At 60.1% G+C, this 26,611-nt stretch carries 21 protein-coding genes, 1 tRNA gene, 1 other RNA gene and 1 pseudogene; 9 read left to right on the top strand and 15 right to left on the bottom strand.

Going from position 1 to position 26,611, the window contains the following annotated elements; genetic code table 11:
- Window positions 1-76: 76 nt before the first annotated feature.
- The gene (locus tag HMPREF2681_RS04635; RefSeq protein ID WP_070546234.1) at window positions 77-1,504 is read left to right on the top strand and encodes an MFS transporter; all 1,428 of its coding nucleotides are present in this window, start codon (window positions 77-79) and stop codon (window positions 1,502-1,504) included.
- Window positions 1,505-1,533: 29 nt separating this feature from the next.
- Here HMPREF2681_RS04635 and HMPREF2681_RS04630 read toward each other — a convergent pair whose 3' ends face one another.
- The 3 genes from HMPREF2681_RS04630 to HMPREF2681_RS04620 form a co-directional block, all read right to left on the bottom strand.
- Window positions 1,534-3,747, bottom strand: a complete 2,214-nt coding sequence (locus HMPREF2681_RS04630) for a hypothetical protein (protein ID WP_070546232.1) — start codon at window positions 3,745-3,747, stop codon at window positions 1,534-1,536.
- Window positions 3,748-3,845: 98 nt separating this feature from the next.
- A complete protein-coding gene (locus HMPREF2681_RS04625) occupies window positions 3,846-7,028 on the bottom strand; it encodes a bifunctional [glutamine synthetase] adenylyltransferase/[glutamine synthetase]-adenylyl-L-tyrosine phosphorylase (protein WP_049189593.1) in 3,183 nt (1,060 codons plus the stop codon).
- Window positions 7,029-7,089: 61 nt separating this feature from the next.
- Window positions 7,090-8,430, bottom strand: coding sequence for a glutamine synthetase family protein (locus HMPREF2681_RS04620; protein WP_005511085.1), 1,341 nt, complete (start codon window positions 8,428-8,430; stop codon window positions 7,090-7,092).
- 140 nt (window positions 8,431-8,570) lie between these two features.
- Between HMPREF2681_RS04620 and panB the strand changes: the two genes are divergently transcribed.
- Together panB and HMPREF2681_RS04610 are read left to right on the top strand one after the other, a co-directional pair.
- On the top strand, window positions 8,571-9,380 hold the full coding sequence (gene panB, locus HMPREF2681_RS04615) for a 3-methyl-2-oxobutanoate hydroxymethyltransferase (protein WP_246822702.1): 810 nt from the start codon (window positions 8,571-8,573) through the stop codon (window positions 9,378-9,380).
- A gap of 30 nt (window positions 9,381-9,410) precedes the next feature.
- A complete protein-coding gene (locus tag HMPREF2681_RS04610; protein WP_070546228.1) occupies window positions 9,411-11,234 on the top strand; it encodes a CYTH and CHAD domain-containing protein in 1,824 nt (607 codons plus the stop codon).
- A 10-nt stretch (window positions 11,235-11,244) separates the two neighbouring features.
- Here the strand turns inward: HMPREF2681_RS04610 and HMPREF2681_RS04605 are convergent, their stop codons facing one another.
- Complete coding sequence (locus HMPREF2681_RS04605) at window positions 11,245-11,448, bottom strand: SPOR domain-containing protein (protein ID WP_016423068.1); 204 nt, start codon at window positions 11,446-11,448, stop codon at window positions 11,245-11,247.
- Between the two features lie 263 nt (window positions 11,449-11,711).
- On the opposite strand from HMPREF2681_RS04605, the gene HMPREF2681_RS04600 reads away from it, so the two are divergent.
- On the top strand, window positions 11,712-12,875 hold the full coding sequence (locus HMPREF2681_RS04600; RefSeq protein ID WP_070546226.1) for a galactokinase family protein: 1,164 nt from the start codon (window positions 11,712-11,714) through the stop codon (window positions 12,873-12,875).
- An 11-nt stretch (window positions 12,876-12,886) separates the two neighbouring features.
- Here the strand turns inward: HMPREF2681_RS04600 and rnpB are convergent.
- The 5 genes and pseudogenes from rnpB to cobC all read right to left on the bottom strand — a co-directional run bounded on the left by rnpB (window position 12,887) and on the right by cobC (window position 17,240).
- Window positions 12,887-13,351, bottom strand: an RNA gene (gene rnpB / locus HMPREF2681_RS04595) — RNase P RNA component class A.
- A gap of 59 nt (window positions 13,352-13,410) precedes the next feature.
- Window positions 13,411-14,076 (bottom strand): annotated as a pseudogene (locus HMPREF2681_RS04590) (histidine phosphatase family protein); the annotation flags it as partial.
- A gap of 24 nt (window positions 14,077-14,100) precedes the next feature.
- On the bottom strand, window positions 14,101-14,844 hold the full coding sequence (locus HMPREF2681_RS04585; protein ID WP_070546224.1) for a zinc ribbon domain-containing protein: 744 nt from the start codon (window positions 14,842-14,844) through the stop codon (window positions 14,101-14,103).
- A 5-nt stretch (window positions 14,845-14,849) separates the two neighbouring features.
- Window positions 14,850-16,037 (bottom strand): Nif3-like dinuclear metal center hexameric protein, encoded by a 1,188-nt coding sequence (locus HMPREF2681_RS04580; protein ID WP_070546222.1) that lies wholly within the window; start codon window positions 16,035-16,037, stop codon window positions 14,850-14,852.
- 69 nt (window positions 16,038-16,106) lie between these two features.
- The gene (gene cobC / locus HMPREF2681_RS04575; protein WP_070546220.1) at window positions 16,107-17,240 is read right to left on the bottom strand and encodes an aminotransferase class I/II-fold pyridoxal phosphate-dependent enzyme; all 1,134 of its coding nucleotides are present in this window, start codon (window positions 17,238-17,240) and stop codon (window positions 16,107-16,109) included.
- A gap of 35 nt (window positions 17,241-17,275) precedes the next feature.
- On the opposite strand from cobC, the gene HMPREF2681_RS04570 reads away from it, so the two are divergent.
- Both HMPREF2681_RS04570 and HMPREF2681_RS04565 read left to right on the top strand, forming a co-directional pair.
- Window positions 17,276-17,956, top strand: a complete 681-nt coding sequence (locus HMPREF2681_RS04570) for an HAD hydrolase-like protein (RefSeq protein ID WP_049192884.1) — start codon at window positions 17,276-17,278, stop codon at window positions 17,954-17,956.
- 68 nt (window positions 17,957-18,024) lie between these two features.
- The gene (locus HMPREF2681_RS04565) at window positions 18,025-18,528 is read left to right on the top strand and encodes a low molecular weight protein-tyrosine-phosphatase (protein WP_369707166.1); all 504 of its coding nucleotides are present in this window, start codon (window positions 18,025-18,027) and stop codon (window positions 18,526-18,528) included.
- Here the strand turns inward: HMPREF2681_RS04565 and HMPREF2681_RS04560 are convergent.
- Window positions 18,525-19,106, bottom strand: coding sequence for a GtrA family protein (locus HMPREF2681_RS04560; RefSeq protein ID WP_042388795.1), 582 nt, complete (start codon window positions 19,104-19,106; stop codon window positions 18,525-18,527). The two genes, HMPREF2681_RS04565 and HMPREF2681_RS04560, sit on opposite strands and share 4 nt — an antisense overlap.
- A 136-nt stretch (window positions 19,107-19,242) precedes the next feature.
- Here HMPREF2681_RS04560 and HMPREF2681_RS04555 point away from each other — a divergent pair, with 136 nt between their 5' ends.
- On the top strand, window positions 19,243-20,229 hold the full coding sequence (locus HMPREF2681_RS04555) for an SURF1 family cytochrome oxidase biogenesis protein (protein ID WP_049170162.1): 987 nt from the start codon (window positions 19,243-19,245) through the stop codon (window positions 20,227-20,229).
- Here HMPREF2681_RS04555 and HMPREF2681_RS04550 read toward each other — a convergent pair.
- From HMPREF2681_RS04550 to HMPREF2681_RS04535, 4 genes are all read right to left on the bottom strand, one after another.
- Entirely contained in the window at window positions 20,226-21,185 is a 960-nt protein-coding gene (locus HMPREF2681_RS04550) for a cobalamin biosynthesis protein (protein WP_222865368.1), read from the bottom strand. The genes HMPREF2681_RS04555 and HMPREF2681_RS04550 overlap by 4 nt on opposite strands.
- A 1-nt stretch (window position 21,186) precedes the next feature.
- A complete protein-coding gene (locus HMPREF2681_RS04545) occupies window positions 21,187-21,792 on the bottom strand; it encodes a zinc metalloprotease (RefSeq protein WP_141698021.1) in 606 nt (201 codons plus the stop codon).
- Window positions 21,793-21,864: 72 nt separating this feature from the next.
- Window positions 21,865-21,936, bottom strand: a tRNA-Val gene (locus HMPREF2681_RS04540).
- Between the two features lie 123 nt (window positions 21,937-22,059).
- Complete coding sequence (locus HMPREF2681_RS04535; protein WP_005511050.1) at window positions 22,060-22,470, bottom strand: DUF3052 domain-containing protein; 411 nt, start codon at window positions 22,468-22,470, stop codon at window positions 22,060-22,062.
- A gap of 276 nt (window positions 22,471-22,746) precedes the next feature.
- On the opposite strand from HMPREF2681_RS04535, the gene aceE reads away from it, so the two are divergent.
- Together aceE and HMPREF2681_RS10925 are read left to right on the top strand one after the other, a co-directional pair.
- On the top strand, window positions 22,747-25,503 hold the full coding sequence (aceE, locus tag HMPREF2681_RS04530) for a pyruvate dehydrogenase (acetyl-transferring), homodimeric type (protein WP_070546218.1): 2,757 nt from the start codon (window positions 22,747-22,749) through the stop codon (window positions 25,501-25,503).
- Window positions 25,503-25,868, top strand: a complete 366-nt coding sequence (locus HMPREF2681_RS10925) for an acyl carrier protein (RefSeq protein ID WP_083276308.1) — start codon at window positions 25,503-25,505, stop codon at window positions 25,866-25,868. The genes aceE and HMPREF2681_RS10925 overlap by 1 nt, the downstream gene beginning before the upstream one ends.
- Here the strand turns inward: HMPREF2681_RS10925 and HMPREF2681_RS04520 are convergent.
- Entirely contained in the window at window positions 25,844-26,467 is a 624-nt protein-coding gene (locus HMPREF2681_RS04520; protein ID WP_070546216.1) for a DUF3145 family protein, read from the bottom strand. The two genes, HMPREF2681_RS10925 and HMPREF2681_RS04520, sit on opposite strands and share 25 nt — an antisense overlap.
- Between the last annotated feature and the right edge of the window lie 144 nt (window positions 26,468-26,611).

Raw genomic sequence — 26,611 nt, 5'->3', positions numbered from 1 at the left:
TTGCCGCAGGCATGATCGGGGCCATCTAGGCCCCGGTGCGACCCCTCTTCAGGCCGGTTGGTTGATGGGGTCTACAATGTGGCGAGTGGTAAAGCAGCGTAACGGTAAAGATCAGATTTCATCAACAGATCAGCTCGCCACCGCAGTGGCAAAGGACCCGCGCGAGCATGTCGCTGGTCGCGCGATTGCCGTCTGGCTGGCGGCGCTGATTACCTACATCGTTGCCATCGTCGGCCGCACCTCCATGGGTGTCGCTGGCGTCGAGGCGCTCGATCGCTTCCATATCAACGCCTCCCAACTCGCGCTGTTCACCGCCGTGCAGGTTGGCGTCTACGCCCTGGCGCAGATTCCGACGGGCATCATCATTGACCGCGTCGGCGCCAAGAAAACGATGGTCGTGGGCGCACTGATCATGGCGCTAGGCCAGGTCATCATCGCGTTTACGACATCGTATCCGCTGGCTGTCATCGCTCGTGTGTTCATCGGCGCCGGCGATGCCACCGCATTCCTCGGTGCGATGCGACTGCTTCCCGCGTGGTTCCCACTGCGCGTCACTCCGCTGTTCACGCAGCTCACGGCTGGTCTTGGCCAGCTCGGCCAGTTCATCTCTGCGGTCCCGTTCCTCGCGATTCTGCACGCCGCGGGGTGGGTGCCCGCGTTCTTGTCGCTGAGCACCGCGGGTCTTCTCATCGCTATCGTAGGCATGATCGCGCTTGCCGACGTCCCGGAGAACTCCTCCACAGCCAAGATGTCACTTCGTAAACGCCGCGCCGCCGAGAAGGCCGCGAAAACGGCTGCCGATGGCGGAGCCTCTGCCGCAGCCGATGAGAAACTAACTATCGGCCAGACTCTGAAGATTGTGACCACTCACCCGGTGTGCTGGCAGGGTTTCTTCACTCACTGGACTGGTTTGATGCATCAGTGCATCTTCACATTGCTGTGGGGCATGCCTCTGATGATGCTAGGTATGGGTCTTAAGCCCTCCGAGGCCAGTGTGGTGCTGGTCGTTAACACGCTGTCAGTAATTATCGCCGGGCCGTTGATGGGCATGGTCTCGGCACGCACCGGCCGCGACCGTATCAAGGTTGTTGTCGCAATCGCGTTTATCAACATGGCCGTCTGGATTGTGTTCCTGGCACCGAGCAACCCACCAGCGTACTGGGCAATTATCGTAGTCAACATCCTAATGGCCGGTCTTGGTGCAATGTCCAACTTCGGCTTTGACTCAGTGCGCGAAGAGGTCGATCGCAAGGTACTCGCCACCGGCACTGGGTTGGCGAATATGGGCGGTTTTGTGGCCACCATGCTCGCTGCACAAGGTGTCGGCTTCCTGCTGGATATTGCAGCTCCCGATGGAAATTACACCTGGGAGACCTTCCGCATTGGCTGGTTGGCTGTCGTCGGTGTGTGGGTGATTGGTTTCGTTGGCCTGCTGGTTGCAAAGCGTGCGGCGGCACGCTTTGTCGCCCAGCAGAGCCGTTTTGAGCTGGAACCTACGGAGTAGGAACTACAGGAAGTCGAGAGACGGAGCGGCTAGAACAGCGAAAGCTGCTCTGGTCCTTCCAGTCCCTCCGAGTCATCCGAGTCCTCCGATCGCCCAGAGGAGTCTGCGCGGCCGCTATCCGCCGTGCGTTCGCTGCCATCGGTCTGAGCACCATGGGAAGCGCGCTCACCGGTGTCAGTTTCGGAGGCTGCGTTCTCCGGGACGTCGTCAAGCGAAGGCGTTGATGCTACGGCCTCACGCTCATACATTTCCTGCAGCTTCTCGGTCTTGGTAATGCGGACTAGCTCGGCGTAGATGACCAGCTTCATAGAACTATTGACCAGTGGCCCCAGCTGGGAAAACAGGACATCGACGTCGCCGTCAACCGCGAGGCAAGCGCGACGCAGGCTCTCCTCGGAAATAATCCAGCGAGAAGTTTCCGCGCAGGTTTCGCGGTCGCCGATGAAGTCCAACGCGAGGGCAACCTGGTTGCTGGCGACGCCATCCAATGTGGCAGCCAGGCGCTCGTTAGGTGCGGCATCCTTGAACAGGCGGGCAATCTGGACTGCCTCCGCCGTCGGCACCTGGCCAGCGGCATACTCAGCGATGAGTTCGGCCATGCGCTGAGCACCGACGTGCTGATCAGTCAGCCAGATGTCGTGCAAGGCATACATGATGGCCATGGCTTGCCAGGAGGCGTGCCCATGATAGAGAATACCCAAGATGCCGGCCTGCTCCAGCAGCCAACCGACCATCGCTTCCCCATCGGCGCCATTGCGAGCGCAGAGGTTGTCGACATTCCAAGCCATATGCCCTTCGACGCAGCAGCCATAGAACTTCTGATCTTCCTCCAGCTGCGCGGCCAGTGACACTACTTCACGCGCGGCATACGGGTAGCCGTAGGCAAGGGTGGCATGCGACAGATCATCGACGCCCATGGTCACCCACGGAAACTCGCCGTGCCACGGACCGCGACCAACGAGGAAGCCCGCCGCGAGATACGCCCATCGGGTCGAGGCATCAGCGTTGTACCAGTACTGCAGTGCGCGCGGCGTCGGATGCCCGCTGTCAGCGTGAATCAATCCCGCGTTGACCAGCATCTCCACAATCCAGGGCGCCGCGAAAGCACTCGCCCCTATTGACGCTGCGAAGTCCTGAATCCACAGCAGGCTCGATTCCTCATACATGTGCAACGGGTCCTTCAGACGTCCGTCGCCGCTGCCCGCAGCATCCATAAACGCCGAAGCAAACGCCACCGCAGCCACCGAAGCTTCGGTCAATTCCTTTGACTCCAGCGTTGCCGGGAAAGACTCCGTCGGATGCGGCTTACGAATCGACCACATGTCGCCCTTGAGCGCCAACGCGACTGCGCCCACCAGGCGGGCAACCACTGTCGATTCGTTGCGTGCTTCCGATTCTTGCTCAAATGTCGGCATCGCCGGTTCTTCTAGCACAGTCAGCAGCAGACGCTCTTCGGCCCAGCGCAACGCGTCGGCACGTAGTTCAGACCACATATAGGAGGGCAAGTACTTCTCGTCGGTTGCCATCCAGCGCAGCTCATTGCGAATATCCACCGGAGCTGTCATCACCAGAGCCCGCACCTTCACCGGATCGCAGAGGAAGCCTGCAATGAGCTCCACCTGGCGAGCCTGCACATTCCGCACCGTTAAATCGCTGGCGTTCAGGGCTCGCGGTGTGCCCTCTCCCGGCGCGTTATCCGGCTCCAGCCCCATGCGCTCCATACGGCGACTCAGCACATCCGCTGGCATATTCGCCACTAAGTCGGCGACGCGGAAGCTAAGGCTCGGTTCCGCCGGGAACACCTCCGAAATATGTGGCGGCACATGCCACACGCCCGCCGGTTCCTCCCACACGAGCCCCTGGCGCTGGCCACGGCGTAGCACATGCTCAAGCTGCTGCTTGCCGACGCGACGACGCTTGCGGTCAACGCCCTTCGGCGTATCGTGCGCCATCACGTCCGCATCCGATGCCCAATAGGCCACTTCTGTGAGGGTATCCAGCGATGCGGAATCCTCCAGAATATGAACCAAGTGGGCCACATCGAGAACATCGGGATCACAAAAAGACAGCGCCGTATGCGCTGAATCCTGTGACATCAGCAATTCCACCGCCTCTTGCCCAGCAGCTGAGGTATCAGCGGCTGGGCACGTGCGGCTCAATAAAAAACGCAGGTCAGTGCCATCGAGGTTGAGAATGAAATCCTCATACCTAGGGCGTACCGAGTAATCGACGTTGCGTTCCATAGCCCACCATTATGCCCGGTCGCCGTGCTAAGACAAAGGCTGCACCCCGCTGCCACATATTGAGCCTCGCAGCGAGGTGCGGCAGACCTCTGCCCGGCCTACTCGTGGTCGGGGTTCTCCTCACCCCAAAACACACGATTGACGACACGGCTGGAGTGACGAGTCAGACGCAAATAGTGCTCAATAAAACCGTTGGAATCCGATGCCTCCCACCCCGCCGCACCGGCGACCTGAGTCAGCTGACGCCCCGGCTGGGGCAGCTGATCCGTGCGCTTACCACGGGTGAGCACCAGCGCATTGCGAGCATTCGTCGCCATCAGCCAGGCATCCCGAAGTGCGTCGGTATCCTCCGCATCTAGAATTCCGCGGTCTTTCAGCACTTCCAGACACTCCAGCGTCGACGTGTTGTGCAACTCCGGCACCTCGTGGGCATGCAGCATGATTAGCAGCTGCACAGTCCATTCGATATCGGTCAGTGCACCGGAACCGAGTTTGGTGTGGGTACGGCGATCGGCTCCGCGAGGCAGTCGCTCGGAATCAACACGCGCTTTCATACGACGGACATCGCGGACCATCTTGGCATCAGCTCCGCCCTGTGGGTACCTCAGCGGATCGATGGCCTTAAGGAAGCGGGTGCCCAGGTCTTTGTCGCCGGCAATCCAGGTAGCCCGTAGCAGTGCCTGAATCTCCCAGGTTTCACCCCAGCGCTCGTAGTAGGTCACATAGGAATCCAGGGTCCTGACAATCGGGCCCGAGCGTCCTTCTGGGCGCAGGTCCACGTCGACCTCCAATGGCGGGTCCTGGCTTGGCTTTGCCAGCCGACGACGCAACGAGTCACAAATCCTGGTTGCCCACTTGACCGCCTCGGAATCGTCGACAAGCGGCGCTCCATCGGCGTCCTTGCGGGGTTCACAGATGAACATCACGTCGGCATCGGAGCCGTAGCCCAGTTCAGCACCGCCGAGTCGCCCCATACCGATTACGGAGATAATGCCCGGGACCTCCGAGTCAGGATGCTCCAGCGACCACGCACGGATTTCGGCGGCGAGGGCAGCTTCGAGTACGTTGTCCCACACCATCGACAGAGAATGACAGACCTCTTGCACATCCATCAGTCCGAAGAGATCTGCGGAGGCAATGCGCGCGAGCTCTGCACGGCGCAACGCACGTGCCACACCAATGGCCTTAGCTGGACTGTTGTGACGAGCAGCCGCTGCGACCAGCGCACGCCCGACTGCATCGGAGTCGGTATTCAGTAGCTTCGGCCCGGACGCGCCGTCGCCGAACCGTTTAATTACGTCCGGCGCACTCATAATCAGATCAGACGCGTACGGCGAAGAACCGAGCACCCGCATCAACCGCTGGCCGACGACGCCCTCATCGCGCAGCGTACGCAGGAACCACGTTTCGTCGTGGAGCTTCTCAGAGAGCTTGCGATAATTGAGCAGACCCGCGTCGGGGTCTGGCGTCGACGATAGCCACTCCATCAGCGTCGGTAGCAGCATCGCCTGAATACGCGACTTGCGCGAGGTGCCCGCCGCCAGCGCAGAAAGATGCTCGTAGGCGCGATCCGGGTACTGATAGCCCAGCGCGGCCAGCTGGCGCTTTGCCGCATCGGCCGATAGCTGCAGGGTTCCAATGTCCTGCTCCACCACGGAGTTCAGCAGTGGACGGTAGAAAAGCTTGTTGTGCAGGGAGCGGATCTGTGAGCTGGCCAGTCGAACCTGCTTGGCCAGCGGTTTGCTGGCATCGGTGCCGCCCTCACCGACGATGCCAGAGGCGCGACCGAGCCACTGAAGAGCTTCGGTGTCGTCGTCGGCAGGCAACAAATGCGTCCGCCGCATCTTTTGCAGCTGCAGGCGGTGCTCCAGCAGACGGACGAACTCGTAGGCGTTAATCAGCGCGGCACCGTCTTCGCGACCGATATAGCCAGCCTCGACAAGTGCGTCGAGTGCCATCACAGTTGGCAGCACGCGGAGGCTATCGTCATAGCGACCATGGACCAGCTGCAGCAGCTGCACCGCGAACTCGACATCACGCAGACCACCGCGACCGAGCTTGAGCTCTCGGTAGCGAAGCTCTTCGGGGACGTTTTGGACCACACGGGCGCGCATGCGTTGAACATCATCGACGAAGGATTCCCGCTGAGAGGCGGTCCACACCATCGGAGCTAGAGCATCGATGTATTCGCGGCCCAGCTCGATATCGCCTGTCATCGGCCGCGCCTTCAGTAACGCCTGGAACTCCCAGGTTTCAGCCCACCGCTTGTAGTAGGCGACGTGGGAATCCACGGTGCGTACGAGTGCACCCGACTTACCCTCCGGTCGGAGATTCGCGTCGACCTCAAAGAAGCAGTGGCAAGAAATCCGGATAAATTCGCTGGCCAAACGGGTGGCTCGGGCATCCGCCGGCTCTGCGACGAAAATGACATCCACATCGGAGATGTAGTTCAGCTCTTCCGCACCGCACTTGCCCATGGCGATTACGGCCAGGCGTGTTGAGACCGGCGACGAAGGAAAGACCTGTTGCACCGCGACAGAGAGTGCAGCCGTCAACGCCGCATCAGCCAGATCACTGAGTGCCTCCGAGACCTGACGGAATGGGACTTGTGGCTGTCCCGGACGGCGAGGGCCCCGTGGGTACGTGCCAGCCAAGTCGTAGCACGCAATACGCATAATCAAGTCGCGGTAGGCGCACTGCATCGCAACTTCGGCCTCACGGCCGGTTAGCTTCGCACGGTACAAACCGGGGCCTTCAAGCGTGGCGGGCGCAACGACGGGGTTGCGATACTCGGGATCCTCCTGCTTTTCCAGACTGGCCTCATCAGTGAGTTCGATGACCTCGGGCACAGCCCCGACGCTGGAGAGCATCTCGCGGAACATGTCTGCCTCAGTTGGAAACTCAGCTTGGAGCAGAACCCACTTTTCTGGGTGTGCAACCAGGTGATCGCCCAGTGCACTCGAGCCGCCGAGCAGCGCAAACATACGCGTACGTAGCGGCACCTGCTCGCGCATGGCTTCATCGAGACCGGACCAGGTGGCCCAGTTCTCCAGCTTTCCCTGCTGCTCCAGCTCGTCGAGAGCGCCTTTCAGCCGCACTAGCGCCATAAGCGCCAGCTTGGGGTCGCTGGCTCCGGCAAGACCCCACAACAGATGTAGGGACTCCTCGTTGTACCACCCCAAATCTTCCAGGTCAGCCCGCGTCCGATCGTCGTTACGCAAGCCCAGCGCTGCGGGCCGCGGCACTGATTGGCGAGATGTGCGAGGTCGATTCATCACCATTGAAACTGGTCACCCAAAAAACAAATGAAAGACGAAAAAGGAAGGGGGCGGTACGGGGAAACTAGTAATCCAGAGTTGTGCGCAGCTCCCACTGCGTCACCTGACGCTGGAACTCGCGCCACTCGCGCCACTTATTGAGCAGGAAGAACTCGTAGACATGGTCACCGAGAGCATCGGCCACCAGATCGGAGCGTTCCATCTCCTGCAGCGCCACCTCCAGGGATGTCGGCAAATCGCGGTAGCCCATCGCACGTCGTTCCCGCTTGGTCAACTCGGAGATGTTGTCCTCTGCCTGCTCCGGAAGCTGGTAGCCCTCCTTAATTCCCTTCAAACCGGCGGCCAAAATCACCGAGTAAGCAAGATACGGGTTACAGGCCGAGTCCAAGGAACGAATTTCCACCCGGCGCGAATGTGCCTTACCCGGTGAGTACATGGGCACACGCACGAGAGCCGAGCGGTTGGCCATGCCCCATGTCGCGGACGTCGGAGCCTCATCGCCAAATGCCGTGCGCTTGTAGGAGTTGACCCACTGATTGGTCACAGCGGAAATTTCGCTGGCGTGAGTCAGAATGCCGGCAATGAAACCCTTTGCGGTGTCGGAGAGCTGGTTTTCATCATCCGGGTCGTGGAATGCATTAGTGTCCCCTTCAAAGAGGGAAATATGAGTGTGCATGCCATTGCCCGGCAAATCCTGGAAAGGTTTCGGCATGAATGTCGCCTGCACACCGTTTTTCATTGCGATCTGCTTAATGATGTAGCGGAAAGACATCACGTTATCCGCCATAGTCAGCGGATCGGCGTAGCGCAGATCGATTTCCTGCTGACCCGGCGCATTTTCGTGATGGGAGAACTCCACAGGGATTCCCATGTCTTCCAACACCGTGATCGCTTCTTGGCGAAAGCGGGGTGCGCGGTCGTAGACCGCCTGGTCAAAGTAACCGCCATTGTCCGTTGGCACCGGCGGCTTTCCATCAGTAGCCAGGCTCTCTACTAGGAAAAACTCAATCTCCGGGTGGATGAACGCGTGGAAGCCCTCGTCGGCAAGCGCCTTAATTTGGCGGCGCAGCACCTGGCGTGGATCTGCCCACGACGGCTGACCGTCGGGCATGACGATGTCGCAGAACATGCGCGCGGACGTGATTGTGTCTTCTTTATGCAGACGCGGCATGACCTGGAACGTCGAAGGATCCGGTTGCGCGATAGTGTCAGCCTCGGAAACGCGGGAAAAGCCCTCCACCGCGGAGCCATCGAAACCAATGCCCTCTTCAAAGGAGCCCTCGAGCTCAGCCGGTGCGACGGCAACGGACTTCAGATACCCCAAAATATCGGTAAACCAGAGGCGGATATAACGGATATCTTGCTCTTCGATTGCGCGGAGGACGAATTCCTGCTGACTGTTCATACTTTCCAACGTTACCCAGGTGCCCGGATTCGCGGTACACATTTTGACCATCCGGCGTGGCTAGCCAACTGCCGCGCCCGTGTCATAACCGCTGCCCTCGTGGCCTCGAATTGCGGGTGACTATGGCATGCTCTATTGACATGAGCGGAAAAAAGATTCGTCTGAATAATCTGGCCGAATGGAAGGCTGAGTCTCGCCCCTGGGCAATGCTGACTTGCTACGACTACTCCCCCGCGCGCGCTTTTTCCGCCGCCGGTGTCGAGCTGCTGTTGGTCGGCGACTCTGCAGCAAACGTTGTCTACGGCTACGACACCACCACCGAGATCTCGCTGGAAGAAATGATCCCGCTTGCTCGCGGTGTCGTCCGGGGCGCTGGCAACGCACTTGTGGTTGCCGATTTACCCTTCGGCACTTACGAGGCCTCCGATGAGCAGGCCGTGCTGTCCGCCGCGAAGATGATGCGCGAAACCGGCGCACACATGATCAAGATCGAAGGTGGCGTTCGTATCGCTCCGCGCATCCGTGCGCTGGTCAACGCCGGCATTCCGGTCATGGCGCACATCGGTTTCACCCCGCAGTCCGTCAACGCGCTGTCCGGATTCAAGGTACAGGGGCGCGGTGCGGGGGCGGAACAGCTGCGTGCCGACGCCCATGCGGTAGCCGATGCTGGTGCCGCGGCCGTGGTCCTTGAGATGGTGCCTGCGGATCTGGCCACCGAGATTACCCGCGAGCTATCCATCCCAACCTGTGGCATTGGCGCTGGTAACCAGTGCGATGGCCAGGTTCTCGTCTGGCAGGATGCCTTTGCAGTTCCGGCCGATGGCCGCAGGCCGTCGTTTAGTTCGGTGTTCGAAGAGGTCGGCGAGATGCTGACCAAGGGAGCGAAGCAGTATGTCGACCAGGTGCACTCCCGCGAGTTCCCTACTGAGGCGCAGAACTTTTCGGGTTAGCTCTTCGATTCGGGGGTAGAATTAGTGGTTATGGCATCTAAGTCTGGTTCTAAGTCCAAAACTCCAACTGCGGCGTTGGAGGTGGAATCTAAGTTCTCAGCTACCCCAGAAGTGGTAGCCCCATCGTTCGATTTCGTTCCACAGGTTGGCTCCACCACCACTGAGGTGCGAAATCTCTCCGCGATTTACCTGGACACGGCGGACCTGCGTCTGACCCGGTCCAAGCACACTCTGCGTCGCCGAACGGGCGGCCCCGATGAGGGGTGGCATCTGAAGGCGCCGGGTACCGGCGGTCGCCTCGAATATGGCGTCGGCCTGGAAGAGGGCTCTGTTAACGGTGAAGGCCGCGATGCTGACTACATCGTGCCTACCGAGTTGCTTGCTCCCGTGCGCGCAATTGTGCGCAATCACCCGCTGCAACCAATCGCGCAGGTAGACAATGAGCGCCACGTCACCACGGTGTTTGCCCTCGATGGCACGCCCATGGCGGAGTTTGCGGATGATCACGTCACGGCGACTTCCTTCCTCGATGGCGGCGAAACCACTACCTGGCGTGAGTGGGAGATTGAGCTGCTCGGGGATTGGGCAAATCACCCGGACGGTAAGGCCGTAATGGCAGCGATGTCCAAGGTCGCTGAGGTGGCTGGCGCCGTGCCGTCGGAAAGCCCTTCGAAGTTGGCGACGGCGTTGGGTGACTCCATCGACTCCGCTCCCCTGCCGCCGGTTCCAGCGAAGCTGCCGAAGGGCACTCCGGGGCGCACTGTGGTCGATGCGCTGGCCGCTAACGTGGCCAAGATGGTCGAGTACGACCCGAAGGTACGCCGCGATGAGTTTGACTCGGTGCATCAGATGCGCGTCGCCACTCGTGAGCTACGCAGTCACATGCAGACCTTCCACGGCATTGTTGTGGGCGATAAGGTCGCTGAGCTGGAAAGCAACCTCAAGCAGCTGGCGGGTGTTCTCGGCGTGGCTCGTGACGCTGAGGTCGTCGCTATGCGCTGGGAAGAGCTGCTGGCCAATCGCGAAAGCGCCGCTTTGGGCGAGGAGCTGCGCGCGAACCTTGTCGAGGATGTCCAGAAGGACTACGAGCGCGCCCATCACCGCGTTATTCTCGCGCTGAATTCCGGCGAGTACCTGCAACTTCTCGACGATCTCGATGAGTTCCTCGCCAATCCGCCAATTGCCGCAAATGCGGACGAGGCCGAGGCTGGGGAAAAGAAGTCTAAGAAGAAGGATGATTCGCTTGTCGACGGAGCGGAGAACGCAGACTCCGAGGATACGTCGGCAGCTGGTTCCGAGGTCGCGGCTGAGGCTGATACTGCAGCCGCCGATGCAGCAGCTTCCACAACCTCAGACAAGGCCGCACCGGAGAAGGTAGCGGCCCCGAAGGAACTCGACACCACTGCGGTGCTGCTCGATCACCTGCGCAGCGCGTTTTCGAAGTTCCGTCGTCGCCACAACCTGGTACTCGATGGCCGAGAGGATGCTGACCTTCCAGAGGCAGATTTGGACGAGCGTTACCACGATGTCCGCAAGGCTGCGAAGAAGCTCCGCTACAGCGCGGAAGCTGCTCAGAACGCGGACCTGCCGACCGAGAAGCTCTATGCTGCCTGCAAGAACCTGCAGTCGGTTCTCGGTGACTTCCAGGACACCTGTACTGCGCGCGACTTCGTGCTGGCTCGCGCGAAGCGTGCCTCCCGTGCGGGCAGGGACACGTTCGGCTACGGCGTGCTTTACCAGATGGAGTACTACGACGGCCTGAAGGCCCTGACTGAGTACGACGATGCCGTGGCAAAGGTTTTCAAGGCCTTCCGCAAGATGGAAAAGAAGATTAAGAAGGGCAAGAAGGCCTAAAGGCAAAGCCTTATTTCTCAGCTACGCCCCAGTCGTCATCTTCTTCATCCCAGTCGTCGGCCGCCTTGTTGCGCTCGGCGACTTTTTCCATGGCAGCGCGGGCTTCCTCTTCGGAATCGTAGGGGCCCATTCGGTCGTCCCAACCGGTTTTCTTCCCCTGAAACACCGTGCCCGTCGACGGCTGGTAGTACCACTTACTGCTGTTGTCGCTCACGATTTTTCTCCTCTTCCACATCGAGAACATGTCGAGTTATCAAGCGGTTCTGCCACCGCCAACTCCACAGATAAGCAAACTTGCAGAGAGGCAACCATTTGACTGCCATGTGCGCTGCGGCGACATAAAATCCCAGTATATAGGTTTGTCACTGTCCCCCGACCCGGGTATTATCGACGGAATTGTTCACCTTAGAACACAAGCGTTGAACGCGAACACTGCACACCAGCACTATGAGTCCGATCTCTGGAGAGGTTTCACCCATGCCCGCCGCACCCGCTGTCGTAAACGACGTCTTCGATGCCGTCGGTTCAAATGCTTCAGTTGCATACGCCCCGGGTTCCATCAACCTGTTGGGTGAGGACTGCGCGTCCTCCGGCGGCATGCTCCTAGCCACCGCCATTCCGGCCTATGCTGCGGTCGGTATCGAGGAAATCGACGAGCAGCAGCTCATTGTCGTGTACAAGCGCGAAACTACCAAGATGGATTTCCCGGATAGCGTCCCCGCCGCTTTTTCTCAGGTGCCGACCGCTGTCGCGGCTGCCATTGTCGCATTGCAACACTCGCTGCATCTCGTTCCGCGCAACAGCAACGGCCTGAAGGTCACCATTGCCTCCACTATCGCGCCAGGTCGCGGTTTTGGAGAGATTCCGGCAATTCAGTGTGCCCTCGCACTGGCTCTCAACGCGCGTTTTGGCGACCGCGATGATGTGCCCACCCGCACGCGTATTGCCACCGCTATCCACGAGACCATGGTGCAGATTAAGGGACAGTCGTGGCCGCTGTACCCCTACACCACGGCACTGCGCAGCCGCCCGGACAGCCTGCTGTGCATCAACCACTCGGATGAGGCAGTCACGCAGACGGCGTTCCCGCAGTCGTTGGCGCTGACTGTCGCTTACTCCCCCGATGTCACCGGCGGTTCGCCCGACGAGGAGCGCTACGAGTTCTTCCAGCAAGCCTGCGCCGCTTTTGGCGTGCCGACTCTCGCTAGCCTCCCCGACTCACAGGAGCGGGTCGCGGACTGGGTGCGTGCTCGTCACGAGGGGCACCCGGACGACGAAGACATCCCCACCATCGGCCGTGCCATTCAGTGGCTTGACGAAGCCGACGCATCCTCCGACCGCGCCCGCGCAGTCATCGGCCACATCCGTCACAGCGATATTCAAGCAGCCATCGCAGGGGTTTCGCGCGATGTCAGTGAGCGTGGCTCCGCGCCGTCGGCAAGCTCTGTGCTGGGGCAGATTGCCGAGCTGACCGACACCATTGACTGCGAGAAGATTGCCCGTTGTGCGCCATGCCCGGGTGCGTCGCTGGTGATGTGGTCCCACGTCGACGACGCCGATCGGATTGCCTCCGCGCTTAACGACGGCGGTTCCGAGACCATCCGTGTGGAGAACACTGCGGCCGGCGCGGTGGTCGAGTAATAAAGCTTGTGTGAACGAGTCGGCCTATGAGCCGGATTCTGTCCCTCGGCGCTCCTTTCGGAAAGCGCCGGGTGGCGATCATCCATCTCGGTCTGCCATTGCTGACAGCCTGAAGCAGCACACCCGCGAGTATCGGACGGGCAGCCCTCAAACACTCGCGCACGCGCACGACGAAGCATGCGCGATTTTGCCTTGCTCCTGGTGGGGTTTACCTAGCCGGTGCAATCACTTGCCCCGCTGGTGCGCTCTTACCGCACCTTTTCACCCTCACCGGATCTCCACAGCTTTACGTCAAAGACATCGGCTGTGCGCCCGGCGGTCTATTCTCTGTGGCACTATTCCCGCAGGTCACCCTGGGTTGCTGTTAGCAACCACCATGCCCAGTGGAGTCCGGACTTTCCTCGACAGCGGCCTGGACACACTCTGTAAAAGAGGCGTCCGGTTCCGTTAACTGCCGCGATCACCCGGCCGGCTCGCTCGAATGGTTAGTGTACCCGCCACAACCGCAATTCAAATAACCCGCCGTGCCCGGCTGCTAACCACGCAGGTAGCTGGTGTCGTTAATCAGCCGCACTGATGTCGGCCCATCTGCGTAGAACTCCGCGATGGAGAGGCTGGCCAGGTCCAAGTGCAGGCGAGTGAAGATTTCAAAGCCGCAGCCGAGCCCCTGGCGCAGCAGCGACTTGATTGGCGTGACATGGCTGACTACCAGCACATCCGAGGCACCGAATTGTTGAGCGATGCGCTCACGCGCGGCGCTCACTCGGCTATCGACCGCGCGGAAATCCTCCCCCTCCGGTGGCGCCACGGCCGGATCCGCAAGCCAGGAACTGTGCAGCTCAGGGGTGGCGTTGTGAGCCTCGGAGAAAGTCATGCCCTCCCACTGCCCAAAGTCGGTCTCGCGCAAATCCTCTTCAACGTGGATGTCCAGGCCGAGCGCTTTGGCTGCCGCCTCTGCGGTCTGCTGTGCACGACGCTGTGGAGAGGCCACAATCGCCGAGAAACTCATGTTGCCGCTATCGACCAACGCCGCCAGGTGACGTGCTGCCGCTTCCGCTTGCTGTCTGCCCACCTCTGTCAGGTCGGGGTTCGAACGGCTTCCCGAGTACTCCCGGCGAATCGACATTGGCGACTGCCCATGGCGCAGCAGCACCAACCGCGTGGGATCCGTAGTCGCACCCGTCCAGCCCGGCGCGCTATCGCGCTTGTCTGCAGCCTGGCTCATCTACTTGCCTTTCACCGCTCCCAGCGTTTCCGCACGCACAATCATCGCGCCGCATTCAGGACAGAACGTCACTTCTTCCGGCGCGAGCGTGGTGAATTCATGCACGGTTCCTACATCGAGCTCCATGAAGCAGGAACCGCAGGTGCGTCCGTTTAAGCGGGCAACGGGGATCCCATTAGCAAGCGCTAGACGACGGTACAGCTTGGCTGCCGAACCATCAATGAGTTTGTCAGCCTCTTCGATTCGGGTCTCAGCGATGGAAATGCGCGCAATGAGGTCAACCTCGGCGTCGTTAAGCCTTTGCTTGGCGGCGACGATGTCATCGTGCGCCTCGTCGGCGTCGTATTCGTGCTCAGCGTCGACCTGATAGGCCTCCTGCATGCGCTCGTACTGCTGGAGTTCCTGTTCAGCGCGTTCGCGGCGGCGCTTGGTGGAGCGCAGGTCGTGTTCGAGGTCACGGCGCGTGGATGAGTCTTCTGCGGCACCGAGCGACAGACGATCAGCCTTTTCGCGAGCCTTCAGCTTGTTGATGTCCGATTCCAGCTTGGCAATATCGCGGCCGATATCGGAGGCGCTGAGCTTGGAGCGCGCTGCCTCACTGGCCTGACGGCTGTGCTTTTTGCGCAGCTCCTGCAACTCGGCACGCTCGGGCAGAACGTTCTGGCGGGCGGTGAGCCCATCCAACAGAGTTTGGTTTTCCGCCTTTTCCAACATCGCAACTTGGATTTGTGGACTAAGCCTCATGGTCTTCACTTCCTTGCCTGTGTCGACGATTCTGCCACTGTCCAGGGATCGGTGCGCACCTCAAGGACCTCGGTCGCGACCCCGAGCCTCTCGGCCAGCATGTCTGCGGCCTGGTAGCACCAGGGGAACTCGCTGGCCCAGTGAGCCGTGTCCACCACGCAGAAGTCCGCGGTCCGCAGTGTCTCATCGACAGGATGATGCCGCAGGTCAGAGGTAACGAACGCATCGACGCCCATCTTTGCCACAGTGTCCAGGAAAGAGTCACCTGAACCAGATGCGACGGCAACCGTGCGAATCATCCGCTCCGGATCGCCTGCGCCTCGCACGCCCCATGCCGTTGCAGGCAGGCGCTCAGCCACACGGGCGACGAATTCCTTAAATGGCATCGGCGTATCCAGCGTGCCCACTCGCCCAATGCCCACAGCCTGCTGCGGATCCAAGCCGGTGGCCTGATTGTCCACGATGTCGAAGGCAGGCTCCTCATACGGATGCGCTGCAACGAGAGCCTTGACAATCGCCGCGCGCACGGACCGTGGCGCGACCATCTCCAGGCGTACTTCCTCGACATACTCAATCTGCCCCTCGGCACCGATGAAGGGATTCGCCCCGCTCAGCGGGCGGAACTGGCCGCGGCCGTTAATGCGAAACGCACAGCTGTCGTAGTCGCCGATAGTGCCCGCGCCCGCCTCAAACATGGCTTGCGCGACCTTATCGACGTGATCTGCCGGAACCTTCACTGTCCAGGTATCCAAGCCGGGAGCCGGCTGCGGAGCTAGCGGCGCACCCGGTTCAACTCCGAGAACCGTGGCCAACTGGTCGTTGACACCCGGTCGGGCGCTGTCAGCGTTGGTGTGCGCTGCAAAGAGAGCCACACCTGCCCGAATCAGCTTATGAATAATCCGACCCTTCGGTGTATCCGCCGCCACGGAATTCACACCACGCAGAAGCAGCGGATGGTGCACAACGAGCATCTGAGCACCGGAGGCAATCGCGCGATCTGCAACCTCGTCAGTGCAGTCCAGCGCCAACGCGATGCGACGCACCTCATCCTGCGGGTCACCGCAGATCAGGCCAACTTTATCCCAGCTCTCCGCCAGTGCCGGCGGGTAGGCCGCGTCCATCGCCGCACGCACGTCGGCAACGGTCACCACTGCGTTATTGCCCTCGGCACGGGTCTGCGCAGAGTCCGTCATACATCCATCCCTTCAACATGCATTTCTCTCCAGCTTCTCTTCCAGCGTAGTGAACTCTGCCCCGCCCCATCAGTTCTGCGACAGCAAATCCGCTACTTCCGCAATGAGCCGCCGCACACTGGTCTCGTCTCGCACAGCCAGCCGCCACCACGAACCGTCCAAACCGGCGAAGGTGTCGCAACGCCGCACGGCTACTCCGCGCGCAGCGAGCCGCTGTCTCAGGCGCTCGTGCTTGACGACGTCAACCTCCGCAGCGTCCGGACCATCATGCGTGCTCAGGGCAACCCCCGGGCGCGCCAGCACAAAGGGAGCCTTGGAATCCAACACCTGCCAGCCGGCGGCTACTAACAGCTGTGTCATAGCCTCGCGCTGCTGACCAATCTCAGCGCGGATTTGTGGCAACAGCTCTGCCTCGCGACACGCGATTGCCGCCATAGCGGTAAGTTGCAGCGTGCCCAGTGGCCAGTGCGGACGCAGTCGCCCCAACTTCGCCAGGAGCTCAGGGGTTCCCAGTGCGTAACCACAGCGCAGGCCTGCGATTGCCCAGGTCTTAGTCATGCTGCGGAAAACGATGACATTATCGGGGATACTGTTCGCTTCCCCCGGCCTGCAATCAGCTAGTGAGCACCGCCGAATAATCTCACCATCGGCGACGTCCATAAATGCCTCATCCACGACCAAGATCCCACAACGGCTGGCGAGCCCCCGCAGGTCATCCGCTGAATGAGCAACACCGGTGGGGTTAGTCGGATTGCCGATGATGACCATCCGACCGTCAAGCTGCTGGGAATGCGGGGAGGAGGCGTTCTCGTGGACGTCGGCAAGCGTAGGCGTGAGCGTGTACGGCGACGGTAGTACCAGCGAATCCACCCCGACTCCCGCGGCGCGGAACGCGGCTTCAGGTTCGGTGAACTGCGGCTGGACGATGGTGGCGGGCAAGCCCAGGTGCGGCAAGAGCGAAAAGCCCTCGGCGACGCCGTGGAGAAGCAGTACCTCGTCGGCGCTGCGATTGTGGTTGGCGGCAATGGCAGCGCGGACGTCGGCATCGAGCTGCGCAGACGGATACGCGGCAAGTTCTCCGAGGGACGTGGCCAGCGAGTCCTGCAGCCACTGCGGTGTGGTGCCGTGAACATTGACGGCAAAGTCCAGGTCAGCGCCATGGGCGGCCTGATCGCCGTGATAGCGCAGCGGGTCGTCTAACATGCCATCCAGCCTAATGACCTTTTAGGATGAACAATATGTCCACTGGCCATCGTCCCACTGTCCTTATTGATGTCGACGGCACCATCGCCGATTCTCTCCCCGCAATCGCACATGGATTCCGCCTTGCGTTGGAGGCAATTGACCACCCACTTCCGCCCGAGAGCTTTATCAACACGATCCCAGGCCCGCCAATGGTGGAGACACTCGCATCCCTCGGGCTTTCCGACGAACAAGTCGACCGAGCCTTCGCTGTGTACATGGAGCATCAACACGCCGGTGCTTGGCAGCGTGCCGAGATGTTCCCCGGCTGGCCGGAGCTCCTGCGCGATTGGCGGGCAGCTGGTGTCCAACTAGCCACTGCGACTTCCAAGGGCGACTACTTCGCCCGTAAAACCTTGGACAATTTCGGGCTTCTCGACGCCTTTGACTTCATCGGCGCCGCCAGCGACGACGGCTCACGACAGACAAAGACCGAGGTCATTGAGTACACGCTCAAGGAGTTGGGCATTGAAACCGATGAAGCAGTGCGTCCGCACGGTTCGGTCGTAATGGTTGGCGATCGCATCCATGATTTTGAGGGCGCCGCACAGTTCGGCATCCCCGCCATCGCTGTTAAATGGGGCTACGGCTCGGAATCTGAGTGGGCATCGGCAGCGGCGGTGGCGTCGTCGCCTGGGGACCTGAATCGTGTTGTGCGGGAAATGTTGTATCTTTAAGACTCGTCAACGATTAGTGACAATCCTATTTTTATTTTCCGAGAAGTTTGGTTTTGCCTATTATGCTTATGAACTCGTCGCATCGTACTGAGTCCGTGTACGTCGTGTTTGTCTGCTCCGGAAATATCTGCCGCTCCCCCATGGCTGAAATCATCGTCCGTGACGCGGTTGAAGCCAATGCGCTTGCCGACGATGTCCTGCTCGCCTCCTGCGGAATCGGCGGCTGGCATGTCGGCGAACCCGCCGACGAGCGAGCGCAAGCCGAGCTGGAAAATGCTGGCTACGATCCGAACCACACCGCGGCACAGCTGGGCGATGAGCACATGGATGCAACGCTTTTCATCGCCATGGATGAATCGCACATCAATGGTCTACTCCACGCTGGCGTGCCAAAAGAGAAGATTCGCCTGATGCGTTCCTTCGACCCGGCATCCCCGAAGGGGGCCGTCGTGGCTGATCCTTACTACGGAGGTCCGGAGGGATTCGTCCGCACTCGAAACGAAATTGAGGCCGCGACGCCGGGAATCATCGCATGGTTGCGTGAGACTCTGGCGCTGGCCTCTGAGCGTTAAGGTTTCAAAACAACCTTTTCTTTTGTTTTGCTGGCATTGCCCCGGTTTCGAAACGCCCAAATCTTATTCAAGATGAAGTTAGCGGGCGTACCCAAGATGACGCCGATGAGGTTTGCCCAGTAGAGGCGGTTTCTAAAGCCGGTGGAGTCGTCGAAAATATCCACCGGCAGTGCCAGTGGCGAGGTGGGGTTAGTCAGCAGCGTGATGACAACCAGGTTCACAATCAGTGCTGAGATACCTGCAAATAAAAACGGGAAGAACTGTCTAAACCAGTTCGGGCGATTGTCAGTTCGGAAGGTCCAGGACCGGTTGAGCTGGAAGTTCCAGATGTTAGCCACGACAAACGCCAGAGTTGCATAGACGTGGGAGTAACGGATATTCCACCGCGTTCCGAACAAGTTCATAAACACGTCGTGCTCATTGGTGCCCAGACTGAGGCCCAACTTGCGGGCAATAATCACGACAATCAGGTTGACAACCACACCTGTGCCGCCGACCAGGCCGAACTTGATGAACTGGCGCGAGACTGTGCTGAAGCGGCGTGAAGGCGAAGATTTCGCTGTTTGCGTGCCCACCACGACACCTCTCTTTCCATCTATCCCCGGGTAGATTCCCCGTCAAATACGCTCAAATAACTTTACCCGAAGTTCACTCAATCTCCGCACCGCCAATCACCTGCCGCTCTAGTGCCATCCACACCACCGGGTAAGCTCAATGAATGTGTTTAAGAATGTGCGCCAGTTTCTGACCCCTGGATGGGTTCTCACTGCCATTGTCGCCATTGCGTTTTCCTATCTCGCATTTACTGTTCTGGCTCCGTGGCAGTTGGGTAAGAACACCGCGACGCAGCATCGCAATCAGCAGCTTGAGCACTCATTCGAGCTCGACCCCGTAGATGTCAATGAGCTAATGCCCAAGGGCAAAGGGTTCGTCGAGGGCAACGAATGGCGTCGCGTTACCGCCACCGGGTCCTTCCTACCGGATACCCGCGTGCTATTGCGTAACCGCCCGGTCAATGGAGCCCCCGCCGTCCAGGTACTCGATGTCTTCGTCGCTAACAATGGCGAAAACTACCTGGTCAACCGCGGCTTTGTACGCCCGACAGACTCCAGCACCCCCAATGTTGAGCCAGCCCCGAAGGGCACCTTGACTATCTCGGCCTTTACCCGCCGAAACGAGATTCCCGCCGAGACCGCCCCAATCCCCGGCACCCCGCCGCAGGTCTACGGAATCAACACCAAGGAAGTGTCCGAGCTAGTCGACACCGAACTCAACCCCGATTGGCTTCAGCTCTCGGACAAATCCGATGCCGTCATCGAGGCCATTCCACTGCCCACTCTGGAGTCCGGCCCCTACCTCTCCTACGGCATTCAGTGGATTTTCTTCGGCGCTCTCGTGCCGCTGGCCGTCGTCTGGTTCATTCGTGCTGAAATCGTCGAGCGCAGACGAGACCGCGCGGAGCAAGAGGAGATGGCTAAGAACCTCCGCGATGCCGAAGCCGCGGAACCAGTAGATGACGCTGATGACTCTGAGGACGCAACACCCGAATCGGACGATGCCACCACTCCCACTCCTCCGCAGGCTAAGTCCGAAGAGGATCGCGCCGCCGAGCTGCACCGCCAGCGCATGGCGCAACGCTACGGCAACACTGGCCACCGCGCCGCAGGTTACCGCGACAACCGATACGACGAACGCTTCTAGCTCGCAGCTCGCGCCTTCGCGTGCCGGACGCATCCGGCCACAACCACAGCTCCCGCACAGCTGAGCGCAACAATATTTTGCACTCGCTTGCTCAGCTCAGCTGCACGCCGAACATCCGCCACCGCAGGCGCCCGGCCACCGCCCAGCACTGGGCGCATCTCCACACCGCTGAGATACACCGTCTTACCACCCAGCTGCAGCCCCAGCGCGCCGGCCGCACTCGCCTCCACAACGCCCGCGTTTGGACTTGGATGGTTGCTGGCATCTCGTTGCCACGCTGCCAATGCTTGACGACGATTCGGGCCCGCAACCACAGTTGCGACAGCTGTGAGCCTGGCGGGGAGGAACCCGGCGACGTCGTCAAGCCGTGCACTGGCCCACCCGAACTGGCGATAGCGGTCATTGCGGTATCCGACCATCGCGTCAAGGGTATTGACCGCTCGATGAGCAACCACACCAGGAGCTCCTGCAATGGCTCCCCACATGAGTGTGCCGGTGACTGCGTCGGAGGTATTTTCGGCGAGCGATTCGACGGTGGCTCGGGCGATCCCATCAGCGTCGAGCGCCTCTGGATCACGCGAGCACAGCCACGGCACAAGCTCTCGGGCAGCATCGATATCTCCGGCGGAAAGTCGGTCGGCCATACGTTCGCCCGTGCGGCGGAGGGTAGTGCCGCCGAGCGATGCCCACGTGGTGGCAGTCAGTGCGAGGGTCGGGGCGACTGTACTGACTGCGGCGGTAAGCACTACCGGTGCGGCCACTGCGATTGTGGTGAAAGCTACACCGCGCGCCTTGGAATCGGCATAAATTCGGCGCTCAAGTTTGCTGACGGCCTGCCCGTAGATTGCCACCGGATGGTGATTGGTGGGATCTGCGAAAATGCGGTCAAGCGCATATCCCGCAGCGATGGCTGCACCGCGTCGCCAGAGGCGTCGACTTCTGGCTTTTATACGCAATTTAATCGAACTGTCCCTGCAGAACGGCTACGACATCGAGCGGAGTGACATGTGCTGCCGGATGACGGTGCGAAGATGCAGCCATCAAGGTGTAATCACAGGTGTGCCGGATACCGAGTAGGTGCCCAAACTCGTGTGCAAGCGTGCTGCGAATTGCATCAGGATAGAGTGTGGAAGTAACGAAAACCGTCATTTCTTTACTAATTTCCGATGCAGAAGCCAAAACGTGCGAGTTCGGCTTAGGCACGTAGCGAACGCTCACGGTATCCGAATCAGCTTTGTCTTTGGTCACTTCCCGGAGCACGACCTTGCCACCGAGCTTTTCATTCCACTCTTGGGCAGCAGCGTCCAGCTGCGCGCGGTACGGAAAGTCTGGAGCAACAACGTAGTCCAGGGTGCCGTCGGCAAGGTAGGAAGGCATCTTGTCGGAGAGATGGAGAATCGATGGATCCTCCACCGGCTCGCCTGCATTTGCGGCTTTGACCATTGCCTTACAGGTGGCAGCGTCGATTACTGGTTTACCGTCTCCTCCAATTGCGTAGGCCTGTGGGCCCGCAAGTAGAGATCCGGCAACAATGATGGTTACTAGCGATTTTGTAAAACGCACAGACCGGGAGTTTAGCACAAACAAAAATCCACCCGGATTCTCCATTACAAGAATCCGGGCGGATTATGTCTGTGCGGCGAGAGGGTTTCGAACCCCCGACCGCTGGTGTGTAAAACCAGAGCTCTACCGCTGAGCTATCGCCGCGCTGCTGCGAAACTTTAACACACGGCAAACATAGATTGCCAATTGCGCACTACACACAGCGTTTATGCAGATTATTTCAATAGCTCGGCTAGTAGCCGATTCAAACGGGACAGCGAAAGCCGGCTAGCTAGAGCGCTGCACCAGGCAATTGCCCTGCCAATCCCCCAGACGAAGCGCCGAGGTGTTGGAGAAACCTGCCAGCTGTGCGGACTCGTCAATCACACCAGGATCAATGGCACCCGGCTGACCAGCACCCGGCGTGAGCAACCAAACGCGGCCTTCATCCTCCAAAGGGCGGGAAGCATCCACAAGACCATCGACCAAGTCGCCGTCTTCTTCACGCCACCACAGCAATACGACGTCGACAACCTCATCCGTGTCTTCGTCGAGCAGGTCTGCATCCAGGAAATTCTCGACCGACTCACTGATTGCTGAGTCACAGTCCGTATCCCAGCCAACCTCCTGGACTAGCTGACCTTCCTTGATGCCGAGCCTGCTCGCATATTCATGAGCAGCGCCTGTGGCGTTGACCACTTCCCTTTTCCTCCTCTAGAAAAAATATTCAGCTCGATTTTTCGAACTATGTGGAGAAATTTTACCGCTCAAATACATTTTTCACAGCTGCAAAATAAGAATTTCCCCAAAAAGGTGCAGTTTTCGCAGTGTTCTTCGCAATGCTCGTCGTAAAGCCGACCGGATTGTTCGGTGAAAGCGTGTGCAAGAAACGGCTAGGGGCACAACAAACGATTCAGACGTAGAGTGGAGAAAAATAACCTTTGCCTTTCCTTCAGGGACTGAAAGGAGCTCACAATGTCCGATACCTCGTCGGGTACGCCACAAGCCCACTCTGATGAGTCAAACTTTGCCCTTATCCGTGATGGGGTCGCCTCCTATCTCACGGATGCAGATCCTGAAGAGACCAAGGAGTGGCTTGAGTCTCTCGACGGACTGTTAGAAGAGGCAGGTCCGGAGCGCGCACGTTTCCTCATGCTGCGCCTGCTGGAACGTGCCACGGCAAAGCGCGTGGCTCTACCGCCGCTGACCTCGACAGACCTCGTCAACACCATCCCAACTGAGATGGAGCCAGAATTCCCAGGCGATGAGGACATTGAGCGCCGCTACCGCAAGTGGATTCGCTGGAATGCGGCAATTATGGTCCATCGCGCACAGCGTCCGGGTATCGGCGTGGGCGGACATATCTCCACCTATGCGGGCGCCGCACCGCTTTACGAGGTCGGCTTTAACCACTTCTTCCGCGGCAAAGACCACCCAGGCGGCGGTGACCACGTCTTCTTCCAGGGCCACGCTTCGCCGGGTATGTACGCCCGCGCATTCCTAGAGGGGCGTCTGACCGAAGAGGACCTCGACGGTTTCCGTCAGGAAGTCTCCCTCGGCGAGGGCAATGGCCTTCCCTCCTACCCGCACCCGCATGGCATGCCAGAATTCTGGGAGTTCCCGACGGTGTCCATGGGCCTTGGTCCGCTCAACGCCATCTACCAGGCACGCTTCAACCGCTACCTGCATGACCGCGGCATCAAGGACACCTCACAGCAGCACGTTTGGGCCTTCCTCGGTGACGGCGAAATGGACGAGCCGGAATCTCGTGGCGCCATTCAGCATGCGGCGCTGAACAACCTGGATAACCTGACATTCGTCATTAACTGTAACCTGCAACGCCTCGACGGTCCGGTGCGCGGCAACACCAGCATCATCCAGGAGCTGGAGTCGTTCTTCCGCGGCGCTGGTTGGAATGTCATCAAGGTCGTTTGGGGCCGCGAGTGGGACGAGCTCTTCGCTAAGGACAAGGACGGCGCACTAGTCGACCTGATGAATAAGTTCTGCGATGGCGATTACCAGACGCTGAAGGCTAACGACGGCGCTTGGGTGCGCGAGCACTTCTTCGGCCGTGACCCGCGCACTGCCAAGCTGGTCGAGGACATGACCGACGAGGAGATTTGGAACCTCCGTCGCGGTGGCCACGACTACCGCAAGATTTACGCTGCCTACAAGAAGGCCTTGGAGACCAAGGACCAGCCGACCGTCATTCTGGCGCACACGGTTAAGGGCTATGGCCTCGGCCATAACTTCGAGGGCCGCAACGCGACCCACCAGATGAAGAAGCTGACGCTCGATGATCTGAAGCTTTTCCGCGATAACCAGCGCATTCCGATCTCCGACGAGGAGCTGGAGAAGGATCCCTACCTGCCGCCGTACTACAACCCGGGCCCAGAGTCCGAGGAAGTGCAGTACATGCTGGAGCGCCGCAAGGAACTCGGCGGTTTCGTGCCGGAGCGTCGCACTAGCTACGAACCACTGACAACGCCAAAGCCGGAAACCCTGAAAAACCTCCTCAAGGGATCAGGTAAGCAAAAGGTTGCCACCACTATGGCGACGGTGCGTGTTTTCAGGGACCTGATGCGCGATAAGGATCTCAAGGACCGCTTCGTGCCTATCATCCCTGATGAGGCCCGCACCTTCGGCATGGACTCCTGGTTCCCGACGCTGAAGATCTACAACCCGCACGGCCAGAACTACACTCCGGTCGACCATGAACTGATGCTGTCCTACAAGGAAGCGAAGGACGGTCAGATTCTGCACGAGGGCATTTCCGAGGCGGGCTCTGTGGGGTCGTTTACCGCTGTCGGCTCGGCGTACGCCACCCATGGCGTGGCCATGATTCCGCTCTACATCTTCTACTCGATGTTCGGTTTCCAGCGCACGGCTGACTCCATCTGGGCTGCCGGTGACCAAATGTCCCGCGGCTTCCTACTCGGCGCTACCGCCGGTCGCACGACGCTGACAGGTGAAGGCCTGCAGCACATGGACGGTCACTCCCAGCTGCTGGCAGCTACGAACCCGTCCGTGGTCTCCTACGACCCAGCATTCGGCTACGAGATTGCTTACATCGTCTGCGACGGTATCGACCGCATGTATGGTCCGGAGCGCGGCGAAGATGTCATTTACTACCTGACTATCTACAATGAGCCGACTTCGCAGCCGGCTGTCCCGGAAGACCTCGATGTCGAAGGGCTGCTTGGCGGTATCTACCGCTTCCGCAAGGCTGAGGGCGACAAGCATGTCAACCTGCTGGCTTCCGGCATTGGCATGCAGGAGGCGCTGCGCGCCGCGGACATCCTGGAAGACTACGGTGTGGCTTCCTCGATTTACTCGGTGACTTCGTGGAATGAGCTGGCTCGCGATGGACACGAGCGTGACACTGAGCGTCTGCACAACCCGGCTGAAGAGGTCGAAGCCGCCTTCGTAACCCGCCAGCTGTCCGACACCGATGGGCCGTTCATCGCAGTGACTGACTTCCAGCGTGCGGTCCCGGAGCAGATTCGCAAGTGGGTTCCAGGTGACTACACCGTCCTCGGCACCGATGGCTACGGCTTCTCGGATACCCGTCCGGCCGCTCGCCGCTACTTCAACTCCGACGGCGAGTCAGTCGCTGTTGCGGCCCTGGCCGCACTGGCACGCGCTGGCAAGCTCGACAAGAGTGTCGCCCAGGAAGCAGCTGAAGAGCTGCAGATTACCGATCCAACCGCAACCACTCAGGACGCTGAATAATGACCTCTAGCCTTGGAGATCAGCTCAGCGCCCTACTGGGCACACAGGTCACCGGCGCCGGTGACGCTGACGATGCCTCACCCAATGCAGCGAACGCGGGCTCGAAGAAGGGTTCCGCCGACGCTGACCTGCCCGCAGGTCTTCACGGCGAGGTCGCGGCAATCGTCAAAAAGATGGCTAACGACGAGGTGGAGTCCCTAGAGCTCTCCACTTCGCTGACCGACTACGGCTTTGACCGCTTGAGCGTCGTAGAGTTGGCTGTCCGCTGTGAGGAAGAGCTGGGAGTCCGCATTGAGGACGAGGACATTTCCTCGTTTAAGACCCTTGGCGATGTAGTTGACTACATCGCCGCCCGGCGCGGGTAGAGCTGCAGCACGTTAGCTGCCTCTACCCCACCGAGGTCTGCGTTGCCAGCGGTCGAGTTGCCGCTGGCACTGTCGGGTCCGGCAGGGGTGGACGTCGTAAAGCACTCTTCGGGGGCGTAGCCTGCCGTCATCATGCGCATCGGCTCTAGCACGCGGTCCCACGGCCCGCCGATGGCCGCGTCGAGGGTTCCTTCGATGTCGCCGCCGCGTGCCATGATGGAACGCAGCGCATCTTCGTTGACCACGATGTTTCCGGCGGCATCGGTCTGTCCGGCGAAAGTCCCCAGCTGCGGGGTATGACAGTAGCGCATGCCATCGATGGCGTAGCCGTCATCATCCACGGCTGGGTCTTGCGCCAGCTCGAAATAGAGGCGCGGCCACCTAGCCAGGTTGTCCACCAGTGTGGCGATGGTGTCAGCACTTGCAGTGAAAGGCACCTCGGCGCACAAAGTGGCATCCTGGTCGGTCGCACGCCAAATATCCCGGCCTGGCTTAGTGCCATCGGGCATGCTGAGTCGGGCCAGCGCCCACGTGATGTGTGGTTGCAGCGGCCCTGGCATGCTGTGAATCCACAGGACGCCTGAAAGTTGGGTGCGCATAGACGAAGGTCCTCGGAAAAGTTGCGGTCAATTGGTGTAAGACGAGATTCGTCTTCCCCTACGAACTCATCCAACGACACTTGCCACACTGCAGAAAAAGCACTGCGGTAAAACAACACTTCTGAGGTTTGCGTTGCACGTGTT

Origin of the sequence: Corynebacterium sp. HMSC064H12, from assembly GCF_001809925.1 — a bacterium.
Classification (GTDB): domain Bacteria; phylum Actinomycetota; class Actinomycetes; order Mycobacteriales; family Mycobacteriaceae; genus Corynebacterium; species Corynebacterium jeikeium_D.
Note: the sequence above shows the minus strand (reverse complement) of the source record. Positions and strands in the feature narration are given on the sequence as shown.